At 75.2% G+C, this 18,243-nt stretch carries 2 protein-coding genes; one reads left to right on the top strand and one right to left on the bottom strand.

Annotated features, from left to right (window positions below):
- Positions 1-24: 24 nt before the first annotated feature.
- Positions 25-16,230 carry an SDR family NAD(P)-dependent oxidoreductase gene (locus ACZ4M3_RS23115; protein WP_467736031.1) on the bottom strand — a complete coding sequence of 5,402 codons (16,206 nt, stop codon included), beginning with the start codon at positions 16,228-16,230 and terminating at the stop codon, positions 25-27.
- A 450-nt stretch (positions 16,231-16,680) separates the two neighbouring features.
- Here ACZ4M3_RS23115 and ACZ4M3_RS23120 point away from each other — a divergent pair, with 450 nt between their 5' ends.
- Positions 16,681-18,240 carry an acyl-CoA carboxylase subunit beta gene (locus ACZ4M3_RS23120; protein WP_467735501.1) on the top strand — a complete coding sequence of 520 codons (1,560 nt, stop codon included), beginning with the start codon at positions 16,681-16,683 and terminating at the stop codon, positions 18,238-18,240.
- Positions 18,241-18,243 lie beyond the last annotated feature (3 nt).

The raw sequence follows: 18,243 nt of genomic DNA on the forward strand, positions 1-18,243 counted from the left end.
CGATCCGGTCGGTTCCGGTCGGTTTCAGCTGAGTTCGCCGCCGGCCATGGCGGCGCGAATGAGGTCGTCCACGCCCATGTCCTCGATGGCCGCGCCCTGGTCCGGCGTCTCGGGCGCCGTAGCCCCGGCCGTCTCGGCGGCGCCCGGGGCGCCCTCCGCCAGTGCGAGCAGGGCGTCGAGCAGCCCGGACTCGCGCAGCCGGGCGGCGGGGACGGCGAGCAGGGCCCGCCGCACGGCGTCATCGTCCAGCTGCCGCCCGGCCGCCCCGGTTCCGCGCTCCGGCTGGGTTTCCAGGTCTTCCGGTTCGAGTTCTTCCAGCAGGAAGCCCGCCAGCGCCGCCGAATTTGGGTAGTCGAACATCAGGGTGGCGGGCAGGCGCAGCCCGGTCGCCTTCTGCAGCCTGTTGCGCAGCTCGATCGCGCCGAGCGAGTCGAGTCCGAGTTCGGTGAAGCCCCGGTCCGCCTCGACGCCCGCCGGGTCGCCGTGTCCGAGTACGGCTGCCGCGTGGCCCCGTACGAGTTCCTCCGCGTAGCGGACCCGCTCGGGACCGGCGGGGAGTCCGGCGAGCTTGGCCCGGACGAGGGAGCCACCGGTGTCGGCGGCGCCCGTCGCGGGCAGCGCGGTGGGCCCGGCGGCTCGGCGGGCGGGCGGGCCGGCGAGGGCGCGCAGCAGGGCCGGGACCTCGTCGGCCCGGCGGCCCAGGGCCGCACGGTCGAGCCGGACGGGGGCCAGCAGGGCCTCGTCCAGGGCGAGGGCCGCGTCGAACAGGGCCAGGCCGTCGGGGAAGGACAGCTCCAGCACGCCCGAGCGGCTCATGCGGCGCAGGTCGGCCTCGGTGAGTTCCGGGCCCTCGCCGACGGTGCCTTCCCACAGGCCCCAGGCGAGCGAGGTGGCCGCGAGTCCGGCGGCGCGGCGCTCGGCGGCCAGCGCGTCGAGGAAGACGTTCGCCGCCGCGTAGGTGGCCTGCCCGGCGGACAGGATCTGGCCGCCGGCCGAGGAGTACAGCACGAACGCGGCGAGGCCCAGGTCCTTGGTCAGTTCGTGCAGGTGCCAGGCGGCGTCCACCTTGGGCCGCAGTACCTTGCTGACCTGCTCCTTGGTGACGGCGCCGACCAGGGCGTTGTCCATGACGCCCGCCGCGTGCACGACGCCGGTGAGCGGGTGCGCGGCCGGGATCTCGTCCAGCAGCGCGGCCAGTGCGTACCGGTCGGCCGCATCGACGGCGACGATCCGTACGTCGGCGCCCGCCGCGGTGAGTTCGGCGCGCAGTTCGGCGGCTCCGGGTGCGTCGGTGCCCCGGCGGCTGGTCAGCACCAGGTGGCGGACGCCCTGCGCGGTGACCAGGTGCCGGGCCAGTACGGCGCCCAGCAGGCCGGTGCCGCCGGTGATCAGGACGGTGCCGTCCGGGTCCCACGCCGCTACCCCGGAGGGTGCGCCGCTCGCCGCGACGTAGCGGGGTACGAGGACCTCGCCGCGCCGGACGGCGGCCTCCGGCTCGTCGGACGCCACGGCAGCTGCGAGGGCGGCCGCCGATTCGGGGGTCCCGTCCAGGTCGACCACGGTGAAGCGGCCCGGGTTCTCCGCCTGCGCGGCGCGCAGCACACCCCACAGCGGGGCCTGGACGCAGTCCACGGGTTCCCCGTCCGCCCGGCCGGTGAAGACGGCGTCACGGGTGACGAGGACCAGGCGGGAATCGGCGGAGCGGGGGTCGGCGAGCCACTGGGCCAGTCCGTCCAGCAGCCGGCCCACGGAGGTGCGGACCTGCTCGGGGATCCCGGCGTTGGTGCCGAAGACGTCGGAGACGTCGGGCGCCGTCAGCACGACCACAGCCGGAACGCGCTGCTCCGAGGCGAGGTCGGCGAGCGAGGCGACCGGGCGCAGGCCCGGCAGCCCGGCCCCGACCACCACCCAGTCGTCGGTGCCCGCCACCGGCGCGGCGGACGGCTGGTACGGCTGCCAGTCGACGCGGAACAGGGTGCCGCCGCCGGCCGCCCCGTCGCCCGCCAGCTGCTCCGCGGACACTTCGCGCACGACGAGCGACTCGACGGTGGCGACGGGCTCGCCGGTGGGCGCGGTGATCCGCAGGGCGACCGCGTCGGGGCCCGGCTTGGTGAGGCGGACCCGCAGTGCGGCCGCTCCGGTGGCGTGCACGGTGACGCCGTTCCAGACGAAGGGCAGGGCGGCCCGGACCGACCCGTCGGTGTCCTCGTCGAAGATCCGCTCGGCGTGCAGGGCGGCGTCGAGGAGCGCCGGGTGCAGGGCGAAGCGGGCCGCGTCGGTGGAGGCGTGCGCGGGCAGCGCGATCTCGGCGTACAGCTCGTCGCCGCGCCGCCAGGCCGCCTTGAGGCCCTGGAAGAGGGGGCCGTACCCGTAGCCGAGTCCGGCGAGGTCCTCGTACATCCCGCTGACGTCGACGGGCCGGGCGCCGGCCGGGGGCCACGCTTCCAGGTCGGGGGCGGCCGGCGACGGCTCCGGAGCGAGCACGCCGCGGGCATTGCGGGTCCACGGCGCGTCGGCGGCCAGGTCCTCGGCCCGCGAGTACAGGGCGACGTCGCGGCGCCCGGAGGGGTCGGCCTCGCCGACCACCACCTGTACCGCGACTCCCGTCTTCCCGGGAAGCAACAGCGGGGATTCCTGGGTGAGTTCCCCCAGCTGGGCGCAGCCCACCTCGTGTCCGGCGCGCAGTGCCAGTTCGACGTACGCGGTGCCCGGGAGCAGGACGCTGCCGTGGACGGCGTGGTCGGCCAGCCAGGGGTGGGTGGCGGTGGAGATCCGGCCGGTGAGGACCGGGGCTCCGGTCTCCGGGGAGACGAGGACGGCGCTGAGCAGCGGATGCCCGGCGGCGGCCTGCCCCATCCCGGCCGCGTCGCCGACGGCGGCGGGGGCGTCGAGCCAGTAGCGGGTGCGGAGGAAGGCGTACGTGGGCAGGTCGACGCGCCGGGTTCCGGTGTCGGCGAAGTACGCCTGCCAGTCGACGGGGACGCCGGTGGCGTGCAGCTGCCCGAGGGCGGCGGCCAGCGCTTCGGGCTCGGGGCGGTTCTTGCGAAGGGCGGATACGAGGACGGCGTCCTCGGAGTCCACGGCCTGCTGAGCGAGGCCGGTCAGGATGCCGTCCGGACCGAGCTCCAGGAACCGGGTCACGCCCAGCTCGCCCAGCGCCGCCACCGCATCGGTGAACCGCACCGCCTCGCGGACCTGGCCGACCCAGTACTCCGGGGACTGCCAGGCCTCCGACAGCGCGCCCGTCACGGTGGAAACCACCGGGATCCGCGGAGCGGAGTAGGTCAACCGGGCCGCCACCGCACGGAATTCGTCCAGCATCGGATCCATCAACGCCGAGTGGAAGGCGTGCGAGACAGCCAGCCGACTCGTCTTGCGTCCGGCGGCGGTGAAGTGCTCGGCCACCGCCAGCACGGCGGGCTCCGCACCGGATACGACGACCGACTGCGGCCCGTTGACGGCTGCGACGGACACGCCATCGGTCAGGAGCGGCAGTACCTCCTGCTCGGTCGCCTGCACGGCGAGCATCGCGCCCCCCGCGGGCAGCGCCTGCATCAACCGACCACGCATGACGACCAGCTCGGCCGCATCCGCCAGCGACAGCACACCCGCCACATGCGCGGCAGCCAGCTCACCGATCGAATGCCCAGCCACGACATCAGGAGTGACCCCCCACGCCTCCACCAGCCGGAACAAGGCCACTTCCAGCGCGAACAGCGCAGGCTGCGTCACCTCCGTCGCGTTCAACGCCTCCGCATCCGCACCCCACACCACCTCCCGCAACGACCGCCCCAGCTGCCGGTCCACTTCCACGCACACCGCGTCGAACGCCGCCGCAAACACCGGAAACGCCTCGTACAGTTCACGGCCCATTCCGAGCCGCTGCGCACCCTGCCCCGTGAACAGGAACGCCGTCCGCCCACCCGAGCGGGCCGAGCCTCGTATCCCGTCCCCGGCGGCGACGGCGGCCAGCCCCCGCAGCGCGCTGTCGCGGTCGGTGCCGGTGGCCACGACCACCGCACGGTGCTCCAGGGCCGCCCGGGCCGTCGCGAGCGTGCGGGCGACGTCGGTGAGGTCCAGCTCCGGTTCGGCGAGCAGCCGCGCGTGCAGCTGCTCGGCCTGACGGGCCGGTGCCTCGGGGTCGGCGCCGGACAGCAGCAGCGGCAGGGCCGGAAGGCCCGGCGCCTCGCTCACGATCGGGGTCGGCTCCGGAGCCTCCTCCACGATGAGGTGGGCGTTCGTCCCGCTCAGGCCGAACGAGGAGACGGTGGCCCGGCGCGGCCGGTCGGCGCGGCGGGGCCACGGCCTGGACTCGGTGAGCAGCCGGACGTTGCCGGCTTCCCAGTCGACCTCGGGCGACGGCTCGTCCACGTGCAGGGTCTTGGGCATCACTTCGTTGCGCAGGGCCATCACGGACTTGATGACGCCGCTGACGCCGGCCGCGGCCTGGGCGTGGCCGATGTTGGACTTGATGGAGCCCAGCCACACCGGGTCGTCGGCGGGGCGCCCCTGCCCGTACGTCGCCAGCAGCGCCTGCGCCTCGATCGGGTCGCCCAGCCGGGTGCCCGTGCCATGGCCTTCGACCAGGTCCACGTCGGCGGTGGTGAGACCGCCGGCGGCGAGGGCGCGCTGGATCACGCGCTGCTGTGAGGGCCCGTTGGGGGCGGTCAGGCCGTTGCTGGCGCCGTCCTGGTTGATGGCGGAGCCGCGGATCACGGCGAGTACGTCGTGACCGAGCCGCTGCGCGTCGGACAGCCGCTCGACCAGGAGCAGGCCGACGCCCTCCGCCCAGCCGGTGCCGTCGGCGCCGCCCGCGAAGGCCTTGCAGCGGCCGTCGGCGGACAGGCCGCGCTGCTGGGCGAACTCGACGTAGATCTCGGGCGTCGACATGACGGTGACGCCTCCGGCCAGCGCCATCTCGACCTCGCCGCGCCGCAGTGCCTGGCAGGCCATGTGGAGGGCGACCAGCGACGACGAGCACGCCGTGTCCACGCTGACCGCGGGGCCTTCGAGGCCGAGGGTGTAGGCGACGCGGCCGGTGAGGATGGAGGCCGCGGTGCCGTTGCCGAGGTACCCGGCGACGTCGTCGGGGATCTGCTGGAGGCGGGATCCGTAGTCGTGGTACATCACGCCGGCGTAGACGCCGGTCTGGCTGCCGCGCATGGCGGATGGGTCGATGCCGGCGCGTTCGAAGGCCTCCCAGGCGGCTTCGAGGAGCAGTCGCTGCTGCGGGTCCATCGCGATGGCCTCGCGGGGGCTGATCCCGAAGAACGCCGGGTCGAACTCGGCCGCGTCGTAGAGGAATCCGCCTTCGCGGGCGTACGTCTTGCCGTGCAGGCCGGGTTCCGGGTCGTAGATGGCGTCGGTGTCCCAGCCGCGGTCGGCGGGGAAGTCCGCGATGGCGTCGCGGCCTTCGGCGACGAGGTCCCACAGGTCTTCGGCGGAGCGCACGCCGCCGGGGAAGCGGCAGCTGATGCCGACGATGGCGATGGGTTCGTCGTCGGAGTACCCGGAGGGTGCGGTCTGCGCGGGGGTCGGCTCGGGTTCCGTAGCGCCGAATTCGCGGGCGAGGTGGTCGGCGACGGCGCGGGTGGTCGGGTAGTCGAAGACCAGGGTCACGGGCAGGCGGAGCCCGGTGGCCGCGTTCAGTGCGTTGCGCAGTTCGACGGCGGCCAGCGAGTCGAAGCCGAGTTCCTTGAACGCGCGGTCCGCCCCCACCGTGTCGGTGCTCTCGTGGCCGAGGACGGCCGCGACCTGGGTGGCGACCAGGTCGAGGAGGGTTCGCTCGCGTTCGGCGGCGGTGAGGGCCGCCAGCTTGCGGGCCAGGCCGTCGCTCGCGGGGGCGGCCTGGGCTGCGGCGCGCCGGGTCGTGGGGCGTACCGTGCCGCGCAGCAGCGGCGGGACGTCGGTGCCGCGGGCGTGCAGGGCGGCGGGGTCGACCGGCAGGGGAGCGAGCAGGGCGTGCCGGGTGCGCAGGGCTTCGTCGAAGAGGGCGAGGCCGCGGGCGGCGGGCAGGGCGGGCAGGCCGAGGCGCTCCATCTTCTCGATGTCGGCCTCGGTGAGTTCGCCGCCGAGGCCGGTGTTGACCGCCCACAGCCCGTACGCGAGTGCGGTGGCCGGTTGGCCGGCCGCTCGCCGGTGGGCGGCGAGCGCGTCCAGGAAGACGTTGGCGGCTGCGTAGTTGCCCTGTCCGGCGGGCAGGACGAGTCCGCCGGCCGAGGAGAACAGGACGAAGGCCGTGAGGTCCATGCCTTCGGTGAGTTCGTGCAGGTGCCAGGCGGCGTCGGCCTTGGGCCGCATGACGGTGTCCAGGCGTTCCGGGGTGAGGGTGGCGGTCAGGCCGGGGTCCACGACGCCCGCCGCGTGCACGACGCCGGTGAGCGGGTGGGCGTCCGGGACCGCCGCGAGGACGTCGGCCAGTGCGGCCCGGTCGGCGGCGTCGCAGGCGGCGATGCGTACGTCCGAGGCGCCGGCTTCGAGGAGCCGGTCGCGCAGTGCGGCGGCGCCGGGGGCGGCGGCGCCGCGGCGGCTGGTGAGGACCAGGTGCCGGACGCCGTGGCGGGTGACGAGGTGTTCGGCGACGCGGGCGCCGAGGCCTCCGGTGCCGCCGGTGACCAGGACGGTGCCCTCGCCGCCCCAGGGGGACGGTGTCTCCGGAACGGCCGTCTTGACGAGCCGGGGAGTGTGGAACCGGCCGCCGCGCAGGGCGAGTTCGGGCTCGCCCTGCTCCAGGGCGAGCGCGACGACGCCGGGGTCGGTGTCGGCGGGTGCGGTGGGCTCGTCGGGGTCGGTGTCGAGCAGCACGATCCGGCCGGGGTGCTCGGCCTGTGCGGCCCGGACCAGGCCCCAGACGGGTGCCTGGGTGAGGTCGGGGGCGGCGGCCGGGTCGGTGGTGACGGCGCCGCGGGTGACGACGACGAGGGTGGACTCGGCGAACCGCTCGTCCGCGAGCCAGGACTGCAACTGGCCAAGGACGTACGCGGTGGTCGCGCGGGCCGCCTCGGGCACCGGCCGGCCGGCCGGTGCGGGCTGGCAGGCCAGGACGACGGCGGGGGCGTCGGCGAGGATGGCCAGCCCGTATTCGTCCAGGACGACGGCGGAGGAGTCGCCGGGCAGGACGGGCGCCGGCAGGGTGGTCCACTCGATGTGCCGCAGGTCGTCGGAGACGGCGCCCTCGGCCGGTTCGAGCTGGTCTGCGGAGACGGGCCGGCAGATCAGCGACGCCACGGTCATGACGGGGCGGCCGGTCTCGTCGGCGACGACCATCGCCGATTCCTCGGCGCCGCGGATGCGGCGGACGTGGACGCGCAGCGCGGCGGCGCCGGTGGCGTGCAGGGCGACTCCGCTCCACGCGAAGGGCAGCAGGGCCTCGGTGCCGCCCTCGTCCTGGTCGACGAGCACGTCGACGTGCATGGCGGTGTCGAGGAGCGCGGGGTGCAGGCCGTACCGGTCGGCCTCGGCGCGCACCGGCTCGGGGAGTTCGACCTCGGCGAACAGTTCGTCGCCGCGCCGCCAGGCCGCCTTGAGGCCCTGGAAGGCGGGGCCGTACCCGTAGCCGCGCTCGCGCAGCCGCTCGTACGCGCCGGCGACCTCGACGGGGGTGGCTCCGCGCGGCGGCCACTGGGTCAGGTCGGCGTCGACGTCCGGGGGTGTTCCGGTGGCGAGGAATCCGGTGGCGTGCCGGGTCCAGGCGTCCTGGGGGGCGCCGTCGAGGCGGGAGTGGATGTGCAGCGGCCGACGGCCCGTCCCGTCGGGGGCGCCCGCGGCCACGCGCAGGGACGCGCCGCCGGACGGGGGCAGGACGAGGGGCGCCTCCAGCGTGAGTTCCTCCAGCAGGTCGCAGCCGACCTGGTCGCCGAGGCGTACGGCGAGTTCCACGAACCCGGTGCCGGGGAGCAGGATCGCCCCGTGCACGCCGTGGTCCGCGACCCAGGGCTGTCCGGCCGTCGACAGCCGGCCGGTGAGGACGACGGAGCCGGACGCGGGGGACAGCACGGCGGCGTTGAGGACGGGGTGGTCGAGGGGGTCGAGGCCGGCGGAGCCGACGTCGCCCGCCCGGGCCGGTACGTCGAGCCAGTAGCGCTTGCGCTGGAAGGCGTACGTGGGCAGGTCCACGAGCGGGCCGGAGCGGCCGGAGCGGCCCAGCAGGGCGGCCCAGTCGACGGCGGTCCCGCGCGCCCAGGCCGCTCCGACGCCGGACAGCGTCTCGCGGGCCTCGTCGCGGTCGCGGCGCAGCAGGGGGACGAAGGCGGTGTCCTCGCGGGTGACGCAGCCGGCTCCCAGCGCGGTCAGGACGGCGTCGGGGCCGAGCTCCAGGAACCGGGTGGCTCCCTGCTGCTCCAGGGCACGTACGGCGTCGGCGAACCGGACGGGCTCGCGGACCTGGTCGACCCAGTACTCCGGGGACTGCCATGCCTCCGACAGCGCGCCCGTCACGGTGGAGACCACCGGGATGCGCGGAGCGGAGTAAGTCAACCGCTCGGCCACGGCACGGAACTCGTCCAGCATCGGATCCATCAACGCCGAGTGGAAAGCGTGCGAGACGGCCAGCCGGCTGGTCTTGCGTCCGGCAGCAGTGAAGTGCTCGCCCACCGCCAGCACGGCGGCCTCCGCACCGGATACGACGACCGAGTCCGGGCCGTTGACGGCTGCGACGGACACGCCATCGGTCAGGAGCGGCAGTACCTCCTCCTCCGTCGCCTGCACCGCGAGCATCGCGCCCCCCGCGGGCAGCGCCTGCATCAACCGACCACGCGCAACGACCAGCTCGGCCGCATCCGCCAGCGACAGCACACCCGCCACATGCGCGGCAGCCAGCTCACCGATCGAATGCCCGGCCACGACATCAGGAGTGACCCCCCACGCTTCCACCAGCCGGAACAGCGCCACTTCCAGCGCGAACAGCGCAGGCTGCGTCACCTCCGTCGCGTTCAACGCCTCCGCATCCGCACCCCACACCACCTCCCGCAACGACCGCCCCAGATGCCGGTCAACTTCCACGCACACCGCGTCGAACGCCGCCGCGAACACCGGAAACGCCTCGTACAGCCCACGGCCCATCCCCAACCGCTGCGCACCCTGCCCCGTGAACAGGAACGCCGTCTTGCCGTCCTGGGCTGCTCCGGTGGCTCCGGTGGCTCCGGTTCCCGCGAGGAGTTCCAACGAGCGGGCGAGTTCGGCGCGGTCGGCGCCGAGGGCGACGGCCCGGTGTTCCAGCGCGGCCCGGCCGGTGGCCAGCGTCGCGGCGGCCGGGGCGAGTTCCGCGTCGGGGAGGTCGGCGAGGCGCTCGCGCAGCCGGTCGGCCTGGGCCCGCAGGGCCTCGGGGGTGGCTCCGGAAACCACCCAGGGCAGGGCGGGCAGGGACGGGACGGGCTCGGCGGCGGGGGCCGTCTCCCGTGGCGCCTGCTCGATGATGACGTGGGCGTTGGTGCCGCTGATCCCGAAGGAGGACACCCCGGCGCGCCGTACTCCGCCGAGTGCGGCCCACTCGCGGGCCTCGGTGAGCAGGGCGACGTCTCCGGCCGACCAGTCGACCTGGTCGGAGGGAGTCTCGGCGTAGAGGGTGCGCGGCAGGACTCCGTGGTCCATCGCCATGACCATCTTGATGATGCCCGCCACCCCGGCCGCGGCCTGGGTGTGTCCCATGTTGGACTTGATGGAGCCCAGCCACAGCGGCTGTCCTTCGGGCCGTTCCTGCCCGTACGTCTCCAGCAGCGCCTGCGCTTCGATCGGGTCGCCGAGCCGGGTCCCGGTGCCGTGTGCCTCGACCACGTCGACCTCGGCGGCCGACAGTCCCGCGTCGGCCAGCGCCTGGTGGATCACCCGCTGCTGCGCCGGGCCGTTCGGGGCGGTCAGCCCGTTGCTGGCACCGTCCTGGTTCAGGGCCGAGCCCTTCACCACCGCCAGCACCCGGTGGCCGTTGCGCCGCGCGTCCGACAGCCGCTCCAGCAGCAGCACACCCGCGCCCTCACCCCAGCCCGTACCGTCCGCGCCCGCCCCGAACGACTTGCACCGCCCGTCGGAGGCGAGGCCCCGCTGGCGGCTCATGTCGAGGAAGGTGTCGGGGGTGGACATGATGGTGACACCGCCGGCCAGGGCCAGCGAGCACTCGCCGGAGCGCAGGGAACGCGCGGCCATGTGCAGGGCCACCAGGGACGAGGAGCACGCCGTGTCGACGCTGACCGCGGGGCCTTCCAGGCCCAGGACGTAGGCGACGCGGCCGGAGACGACGCTGGCGAGGCTGCCGTTGCCGTGGTAGCCGGCCACGTCCTCGGGCAGCGGGCCCAGCCGCAGGCCCCAGTCGTGGTACATCACGCCGGCGAAGACACCGGTGCTGCTGCCCTTGACGGAACGGGGGTCGATCCCGGCGCGTTCGAAGGTCTCCCAGGTGACTTCGAGGAGGAGCCGCTGCTGCGGGTCCATGGCCTGGGCCTCGCGCGGGCTGATGCCGAAGAAGGCGGGGTCGAACTGGGCGGCGTCGTAGAGGAACCCGCCGTCGGTGGAGTACGTCTTGCCGGGCTTGCCGATCTCCGGGTCGTAGAGGTCGGCCGCCCAGCCCCGGTCGGTGGGGAAGGGGCCGATGGCGTCGGAACCCTCGGCCACGAGCTGCCACAGCTCCTCGGGCGAGGTGACGCCGCCCGGGTAGCGGCAGGCCATGCCGACGATGACGACCGGGTCGGCGGAGGCGGCCTCCCGGCGGGTTTCGGGCGCCGGGGCGGCGGGGGCGGTGGCGCCGAGCAGTTTGGTGACGAGGTGTTCGGCGAGGGCGGTGGCCGTCGGGTAGTCGAAGGTGAGGGTGGCGCTGAGCCGCAGCCCGGTCGCGGTGGAGAGGCGGTTGCGCAGTTCGACGGCGGCCAGGGAGTCGAAGCCGGTCTCGGTGAAGGCCCGGGTGGCGGTGACCTCTTCGGCGCTCTGGTAGCCGAGGACGGCCGCGGCTTCGGTGCGGACCAGGAGCAGGACGGTGGCGAGTCGGTCGGCGGCGCCGAGTCCGGCGAGCTGGGCGGCGAGGGGCGCCGGGCCGGTCGCCGGGCCGGCGGCGCTGCCGGCCGCGGCGGCGGGGCGGCGCACGGGGGTGCGTACCAGGGCGCGCAGCAGGTTCGGTATGCCGTCGCGGCGCCCGCGCACGGCCCGGTGGTTGACGCGTACGGGGACCACGGCCGGCTCGGTTCCGGCGAGCGCCTTGTCGAGCTGGGCGAGGTTCTCCTCGAAGGACAGGGAGTCCAGGCCGAGCCGTTCGATGCGGGTGAGGGCCGCCGCGTCGAGGGTGGCGCCCATGCCCGCGTCGCCGGCCCACAGGCCCCAGGCGAGGGAGGTGACGACCTGGCCCGCGGCGGCGCGGCGGGCGGCGAGGGCGTCGAGGAACAGGTTCGCGGCGGCGTAGTTGGCCTGGCCCGCGCCGTCGAGCACGGTGGAGGCGGAGGAGAACAGGACGAACGCGGCGAGGCCGAGGTCCGCGGTCAGCTCGTGCAGGTTCCAGGCCGCGTCCACCTTGGGGCGCAGCACGGTGTCGAGGCGGCCGGGCGTGAGGGAGCCGACGAGACCGTCGTCGATGACTCCGGCCGCGTGCACGACGGCGGTGAGCGGATGCTGTTCCGGGATGCCGGCGAGCAGGGCGGCGAGGGCGTCCCGGTCGGCGACGTCGGTAGCGCTGACCTCGGCGGCGGCGCCCAGGGCGGCGAGTTCGGCGATGAGTTCCCGGGCGCCGGGGGCGTCCGGACCGCGCCGGCTGGTGAGCAGCAGGTGGCGTACGCCGTGGCTGCGGACGAGGTGGCGGGCGACGGCGGCGCCGACGCCGCCGGTGCCGCCGGTGATCAGTACGGTGCCGGCGTCGTCCCAGGGGGTGGGCCGGTCTTCGGCGGGGGCGGGGACGGCGGCCAGCCGCGGGACGTACGTCCGGTCGCCGCGCAGGGCGAGTTCGGTTTCCTCGCCGAGGGCGGCCAGGGCCCGGCCGAGGTGCTCCTGGCCCGCCGCGTCGGTGTCGACGAGGACGAAGCGGCCGGGGTTCTCCGCCTCGGCGGAGCGTACGAGCCCCCAGACGGGCGCCTGCGCGAGGTCGACGTCGGTGCCGGGTACGGCGGCCCCCTTGCGGGTGACGACCACGAGGCGGGAGCCGGCGTACCGCTCGTCGGCCAGCCACTGCTGTACGGCGGCCAGTGCGTCGGCGGTGACGGCGCGCACGGCGGCGGGCAGGTCCCCGGCCGGGGTGGCGAGGGCGCGGTGGACGACGAAGGGCGCGGGGGTGCCTTCGGCGAGGCCGGCGAACCCGGCCGGCGGTACGGAGGGCAGGTCGAGCGGGTTCCACTGCACGCGCAGCAGCGGGTCGGGGCGGTCGCCCGCGAGCTGGTCCGCGGTGACGGCGCGCAGCAGCAGGGATTCGACCCGGGCGACGGGGGCGCCGTCGGGGCCGGCGACGCTCACCGCGAGTTCCTCGGGGCCGCGCGCGGTGATCCGGACCCGGACGGCGGCCGGGCCGGCGGCGTGCAGGGTGACCCCGTTCCAGGAGAACGGGATCCAGGTGCCTTCGGGCCGGTTGCCCAGGGGGGACAGGGCGGACAGGGCGTGGTCGGCGGGGTGCAGCGCCGCGTCCAGCAGGGCCGGGTGCAGGCCGAAGGCGGTGGCCTCGGCGCGGGCGGGCTGCGGGAGTTCGACGTCCGCGAACACCTCGCCGTCGCGCAGCCAGGCGGCGCGGACGCCGTGGAAGGAGGGTCCGTAGCCGTATCCCTCGGCCGCCATGTCGCCGTACAGGTGGGAGACGTCCAGCGGTTCGGCGCCCGCCGGGGGCCACGCTCCGTCGAGGTCCGCGGTCGCGGGCGGGGCGGTGGTGGGGGCCAGGTCGCCGGTGGCGTGGCGGACCCAGTCGTCGTCGGCCGTGTCGGCGCCGTCGGTGCGCGAGTGGCACTCGATGGCCCGGCGGCCCGCCGCGTCGGGAGCCGCGATCAGCACTTGCAGGGCGACGCCGCCGGTCGGGGGCAGGACCAGCGGCGCGTGCAGGGTCAGCTCCTCGACCAGCGCGCAGCCGGTCTCCGCCCCGGCCCGCAGGGCGAGTTCCACGAAGGCGGTGCCGGGCAGCAGGGTGGTGCCGGCGATGGTGTGGTCCGCGATCCACGGGTGCGTGCGCAGCGAGAGGCGGCCGGTGAGCACGGTGGTGCCGGCGCCCGCGAGGTCGACCACGGAGCCGAGCAGCGGGTGCCGGGCGGCGAGCTGGCCGAGTCCGGAGGGGTCCCCGCCGGCCGTGCCGGACGCCAGCCAGTACCGCTTGGGGCGGAACGCGTAGGTGGGCAGGCCGTCGACGCGGCGGGTCGGGCGGCCCGCGCGGAGGGCCTGCCAGTCCAGCCGGGCGCCGCGCGCGTGGGCGACGGCGGCGGCGCCGAGCACCTCGCGGACCTCGTCCTTCCCGGCGCGCAGCAGCGGCGCGAAGACGGTGTCGGCCTCCCGCTCCTCGGGCAGGCAGTCACGGCCCAGGGCGCTGAGGACGCCGTCGGGGCCGAGCTCCAGGAAGGTGCGTACGCCGCCTTCGGCGGACAGCCAGGCCAGGGCGTCGGCGAACCGGACGGCTTCGCGGACGTGGCCGGTCCAGTAGTCGGGCGAGCAGAGTTCTTCGGTGGTGGCCGGGCGGCCGGTGACGGTGGAGACGAGGGGGACGGCGGGCGGGGAGTACGTCAGGATGCCCGCGATGCGCCGGAACTCCGCGAGCATCGGCTCCATGAGCGGGGAGTGGAAGGCGTGGCTCACCCGCAGCCGCTTGGTCTTGCGGCCCTGGGCGGCGAAGTGGGCGGCGAGGGCGAGCGCCGGCTCCTCCGCGCCGGAGAGCACCAGGGCGTCGGGGCCGTTGACGGCGGCGACGGCCACCCCGGGGTGGCCGTCGAGCAGGGGCAGCAGTTCCGCCTCGGTGGCCTGCACGGCGATCATGGCCCCGCCCGGGGGCAGTTCCTGCATCAGCCGGCCGCGGGCGGCGACGAGCGTGGCGGCGTCCTCCAGCGTGAGGACGCCCGCGACGTGCGCGGCGGCGATCTCGCCGATCGAGTGGCCGGCGACGAAGTCGGGGCGCACGCCCCAGGACTCGACGAGCCGGAACAGGGCGACCTCGACGGCGAACAGGGCGGTCTGCGCGTAGCGGGTCTCGTCCAGCAGCGCGGCGGCGGCGGTGCCGGGGGCGGCGAACAGGACGTCCCACAGGGACGTGTCGAGCTGCAGGTCGAGCCAGCCGATGGCGTCGGCGAGGGCGTCCGCGAACACCGGGTGGGTGTCGTACAGCTGCCGGCCCATGGCGAGGCGCTGGCTGCCCTGGCCGGTGAAGAGGAAGGCGAGGCGTCCGGCGGGCAGGGTGCCGGTGCGGGTCGCGGCGGTGGGCTGCCCGGCGGCGAGGGCGTGCAGCGCGTCGAGGAGTTCGGCGCGGTCGCCGGCGACGACGGTGGCGCGGTGTTCGAGGGCGGCGCGGCCGGTGCCGAGGGCGTGGCCGAGGTCGGCGGGGGTGAGGTCGGGCCGGCCGCCGAGGAAGGCGGCCAGGCGCTCGGCCTGAGCGCGCAGTCCGTCGTCGGAGCGGGCGCTGACGGGCACGAGCGCGTACCCGGGGGCCGCGTCGGTGACGGTGGCCGGGTCGGCGGCGGTGGCCGGGTCGGCGGCGCGGGCGGCTGCTGCGGCCGGCTCCGCCGCGCGCGGCGCTTCCTCCACGATCACGTGGGCGTTCGTCCCGCTGATGCCGAAGCCGGAGACACCGGCCCGGCGCGGCCTGTCGCCGTCCCCGGGCCACGGCACCGGCTCGGTGAGCAGGCGGACGGTGCCGGCCGACCAGTCGACGTTGCCGGTGGGCTCGTCCACGTTCAGCGTCTTCGGCAGGACCCCGTGCCGCATCGCCATGATCATCTTCATCAGGCCGGCCACCCCGGCCGCGGCCTGGGTGTGGCCCAGGTTGGACTTCACCGAACCCAGCCACAGCGGCCGGTCCTCGGGCCGCTCCCGGCCGTAGGTCTCGATCAGGGCCCGGGCCTCGATGGGGTCCCCGAGCGTCGTGCCGGTGCCGTGCGCCTCGACGGCGTCGACCTCGGCGGCGGACAGTCCGGCATCGGCGAGGGCCTGGCGGATGACGCGCTGCTGGGCCGTGCCGCTCGGGGCGGTCAGCCCGTTGCTGGCGCCGTCCTGGTTGACGGCCGTGCCCCGGATGACGGCGAGGACCTGATGGCCGCCCCGCCGGGCGTCGGCGAGGCGCTCCACGACGAGCAGGCCGACGCCCTCCGCGAAGGAGGTCCCGTCGGCGGCCGCCGCGAAGGCCTTGATCCGCCCGTCGGGCGCGAGCCCGCGCTGCCGGCTGAACTCGGTGAACAGGCCGGGGGTGCTCAGTACGGTGACGCCCCCGGCCAGCGCTAGCGAGCACTCGCCGCGGCGCAGCGACTGCACGGCCAGGTGCAGGGAGACCAGGGATCCGGAGCAGGCGGTGTCGACGGTCAGCGCCGGGCCCTCCAGTCCGAGCGCGTAGGCGACCCGGCCCGAGGTGACGCTGAGGGCGCCGCCGGTGACGAGGTATCCGGTCAGGGACTCGGGGGCGTCCTGCACGCGGGGCCCGTACTCGGAGGGGCCGGCGCCGATGAAGACGCCGGTACGGGTACCGCGCAGCGAGGTCGGGTCGAGCCCGGTCCGCTCCAGCGCCTCCCATGCCGTCTCCAGCAGCAGCCGCTGCTGCGGGTCCATGGCGAGCGCCTCGCGCGGGCCGATCCCGAAGAACTCGGCGTCGAAGTCGGGGGCGTCGTGGAGGAAGCCGCCGGTGCGGGTGTAGCAGGTGCCAGGGGTGGCGGGGTCGTCGTCGAAGAGGGCGTCGAGGTCCCAGCCGCGGTTCTCCGGGAAGGGCCCGACGGCGCTGCCGCCCCGGGAGACGAGGTCCCACAGCTCCTCGGCGGAGCGCACGCCGCCGGGGAAGCGGCCGCTGATGCCGACGACCGCGATGGGCTCGCCGTCGTAGCGCGGGGCGCTCTCGGCGTCCGCTGTGTGCGGGGCCGGTGCCCCGGCGGGGCCGCCGAGGAGTTCCGTGCGTACGTACGCGGCCAGCAGTTCGGGGCTCGGGTGGTCGAACGCGGCGGTCACGGGCAGGGCGAGGCCGGTCGCGGCGTTGATCCGGGCGTGCAGGTCGACCATGCCGATGGAGTCCAGGCCGAGTTCCTTGAAGGAGGTCCCGGCGGCGACCACGGGCTCGGTGTCGGGCCTGGCCTTGCGGAGGATCTCGGCGGTCTGCGCGCACACGAGGTCGAGCAGCAGCCTGCGCTGCTCGCTCTGCGGGAGTCCGGCCAGCCGGCCGGCCAGCTCGGCCCCCGGGCGGACGTCCGCGCCGGACGGTTCATCAGCGACAGGATCGAAGCCCGCGGACATCTGCACGCTCCCAGCTCGGAATCGATTGCCCCGGGCGCGGTTCCGGCCACGGGGTGATCGCACGCTAGGTCGGTCGCGAACGGGCGCGACACCCCTATCCCCCCAGGTGTTGACCCTGCCCGGCGCCGCCCCGGACGGCGCCGGGCGCCGCGCGCTGCCGGGCCCGGGCGGACGACGTGCCTGCTGGGCGGGGGTGCGGGCCGGTACGGGCGTGGTCAGGGGGGTGGTCGGTGTTCTCGGCGCGCTCCCCCGGCGCCTTCAATGGCACGCACTGCCCAGGGCGCCGCCTTCCGCGGGCCTCCGAGGCGAAGAAACGGGTGGAGCATGACAGTTGCCGATGTGAACGTCCGCGTGGCCGAACTGGGAGCGATCAAGGAGTCGGCCGCGCTGGGCCCGTCGCCGAGCGCGTCGCAGGCGCAGCACGCCCGCGGCAAGCTGACGGTGCGCGAGCGGCTGGACCTGCTGTTCGATCCGGGTACGTTCCGGGAGATCGAGCAGCTGCGCCGCCACCGGGCCTCCGGTTTCGGGCTGGAGGACCGCCGGCCGCACACCGACGGGGTGGTGACCGGCTGGGGCAAGGTCGACGGCCGACGGGTGTTCGTGTACGCGCACGACTTCCGGATCTTCGGCGGTTCCCTCGGCGAGGCCCACGCTCAGAAGATCCACAAGGTGATGGACCTCGCGGTCGCGGCCGGCGCCCCGCTGGTGTCGCTGAGCGACGGCGCGGGGGCCCGGATCCAGGAGGGCGTGACCGCGCTCGCCGGGTACGGCGGCATCTTCCGCCGCAACGTGGCGGCCTCCGGGGTGATCCCGCAGATCAGTGTGATGCTCGGGCCGTGCGCGGGCGGAGCGACGTACTCCCCCGCCCTGACGGACTACGTGTTCATGGTGCGTGACATCGCGCAGATGTACATCACGGGGCCCGACGTGGTGCAGGCGGTGACCGGTGAGCAGATCAGCCACAACGACCTGGGCGGCGCGCAGGTGCACTCGTCGGTGTCCGGGGCCAGCGCGTTCCTGTACGACACCGAGGAGGAGTGCCTGGAGGAGGTGCGTCACCTGTTGTCGCTCCTGCCTTCCAACAACCGGGAGTTGCCGCCGTCGGTGGTGTCCGGCGACCCGGCGGACCGGCGCAACGACGCGCTGGCCGGCCTGGTGCCCGCCGATCCCAACCGCTCGTACGACATGCGCGCCGTGATCGAGGAGATCGTCGACGACGGGGACCTGTTCGAGGTCCACGCCAGCTGGGCGACCAACATCATCTGCGGGATGGCGCGGCTGGACGGCCATGTGGTCGGCATCGTCGCCAACCAGCCCGCCTCCCTCGCCGGTGTGCTGGACATCCACGCGTCGGAGAAGGCCGCGCGGTTCGTGCAGACCTGCGACGCCTTCAGCATCCCGCTGGTGACCCTCGTGGACGTGCCGGGCTTCCTGCCGGGCAGCGACCAGGAGCACAACGGCGTCATCCGGCACGGCGCGAAGCTGCTGTACGCGTACTGCGCGGCGACGGTGCCGCGGGTGCAGGTGATCCTGCGCAAGGCGTACGGCGGCGCGTACATCGTCATGGACTCGCGCTCGATCGGCGCGGACCTGTCGTTCGCGTGGCCCACCAACGAGATCGCCGTGATGGGCGCGGAGGGCGCCGCGAACGTCGTCTTCCGCCGGGAGATCGCCGCCGCGGACGACCCGGAGACGGCGCGCGCCCAGCGCGTCAAGCAGTACCGCCAGGAGCTGATGCACCCCTACTACGCGGCGGAGCGCGGTCTCGTCGACGACGTAATCGACCCGGCCACGACCCGGCAGGTGCTGGTGGACGCCCTGGACGCGCTGCGTGCCAAGCACGTGCCGCTGCCCGAACGCAAGCACGGCAACCCGCCGTTCTGAGCG

The organism is Streptomyces sp. NPDC026522 (genome assembly GCF_055567555.1).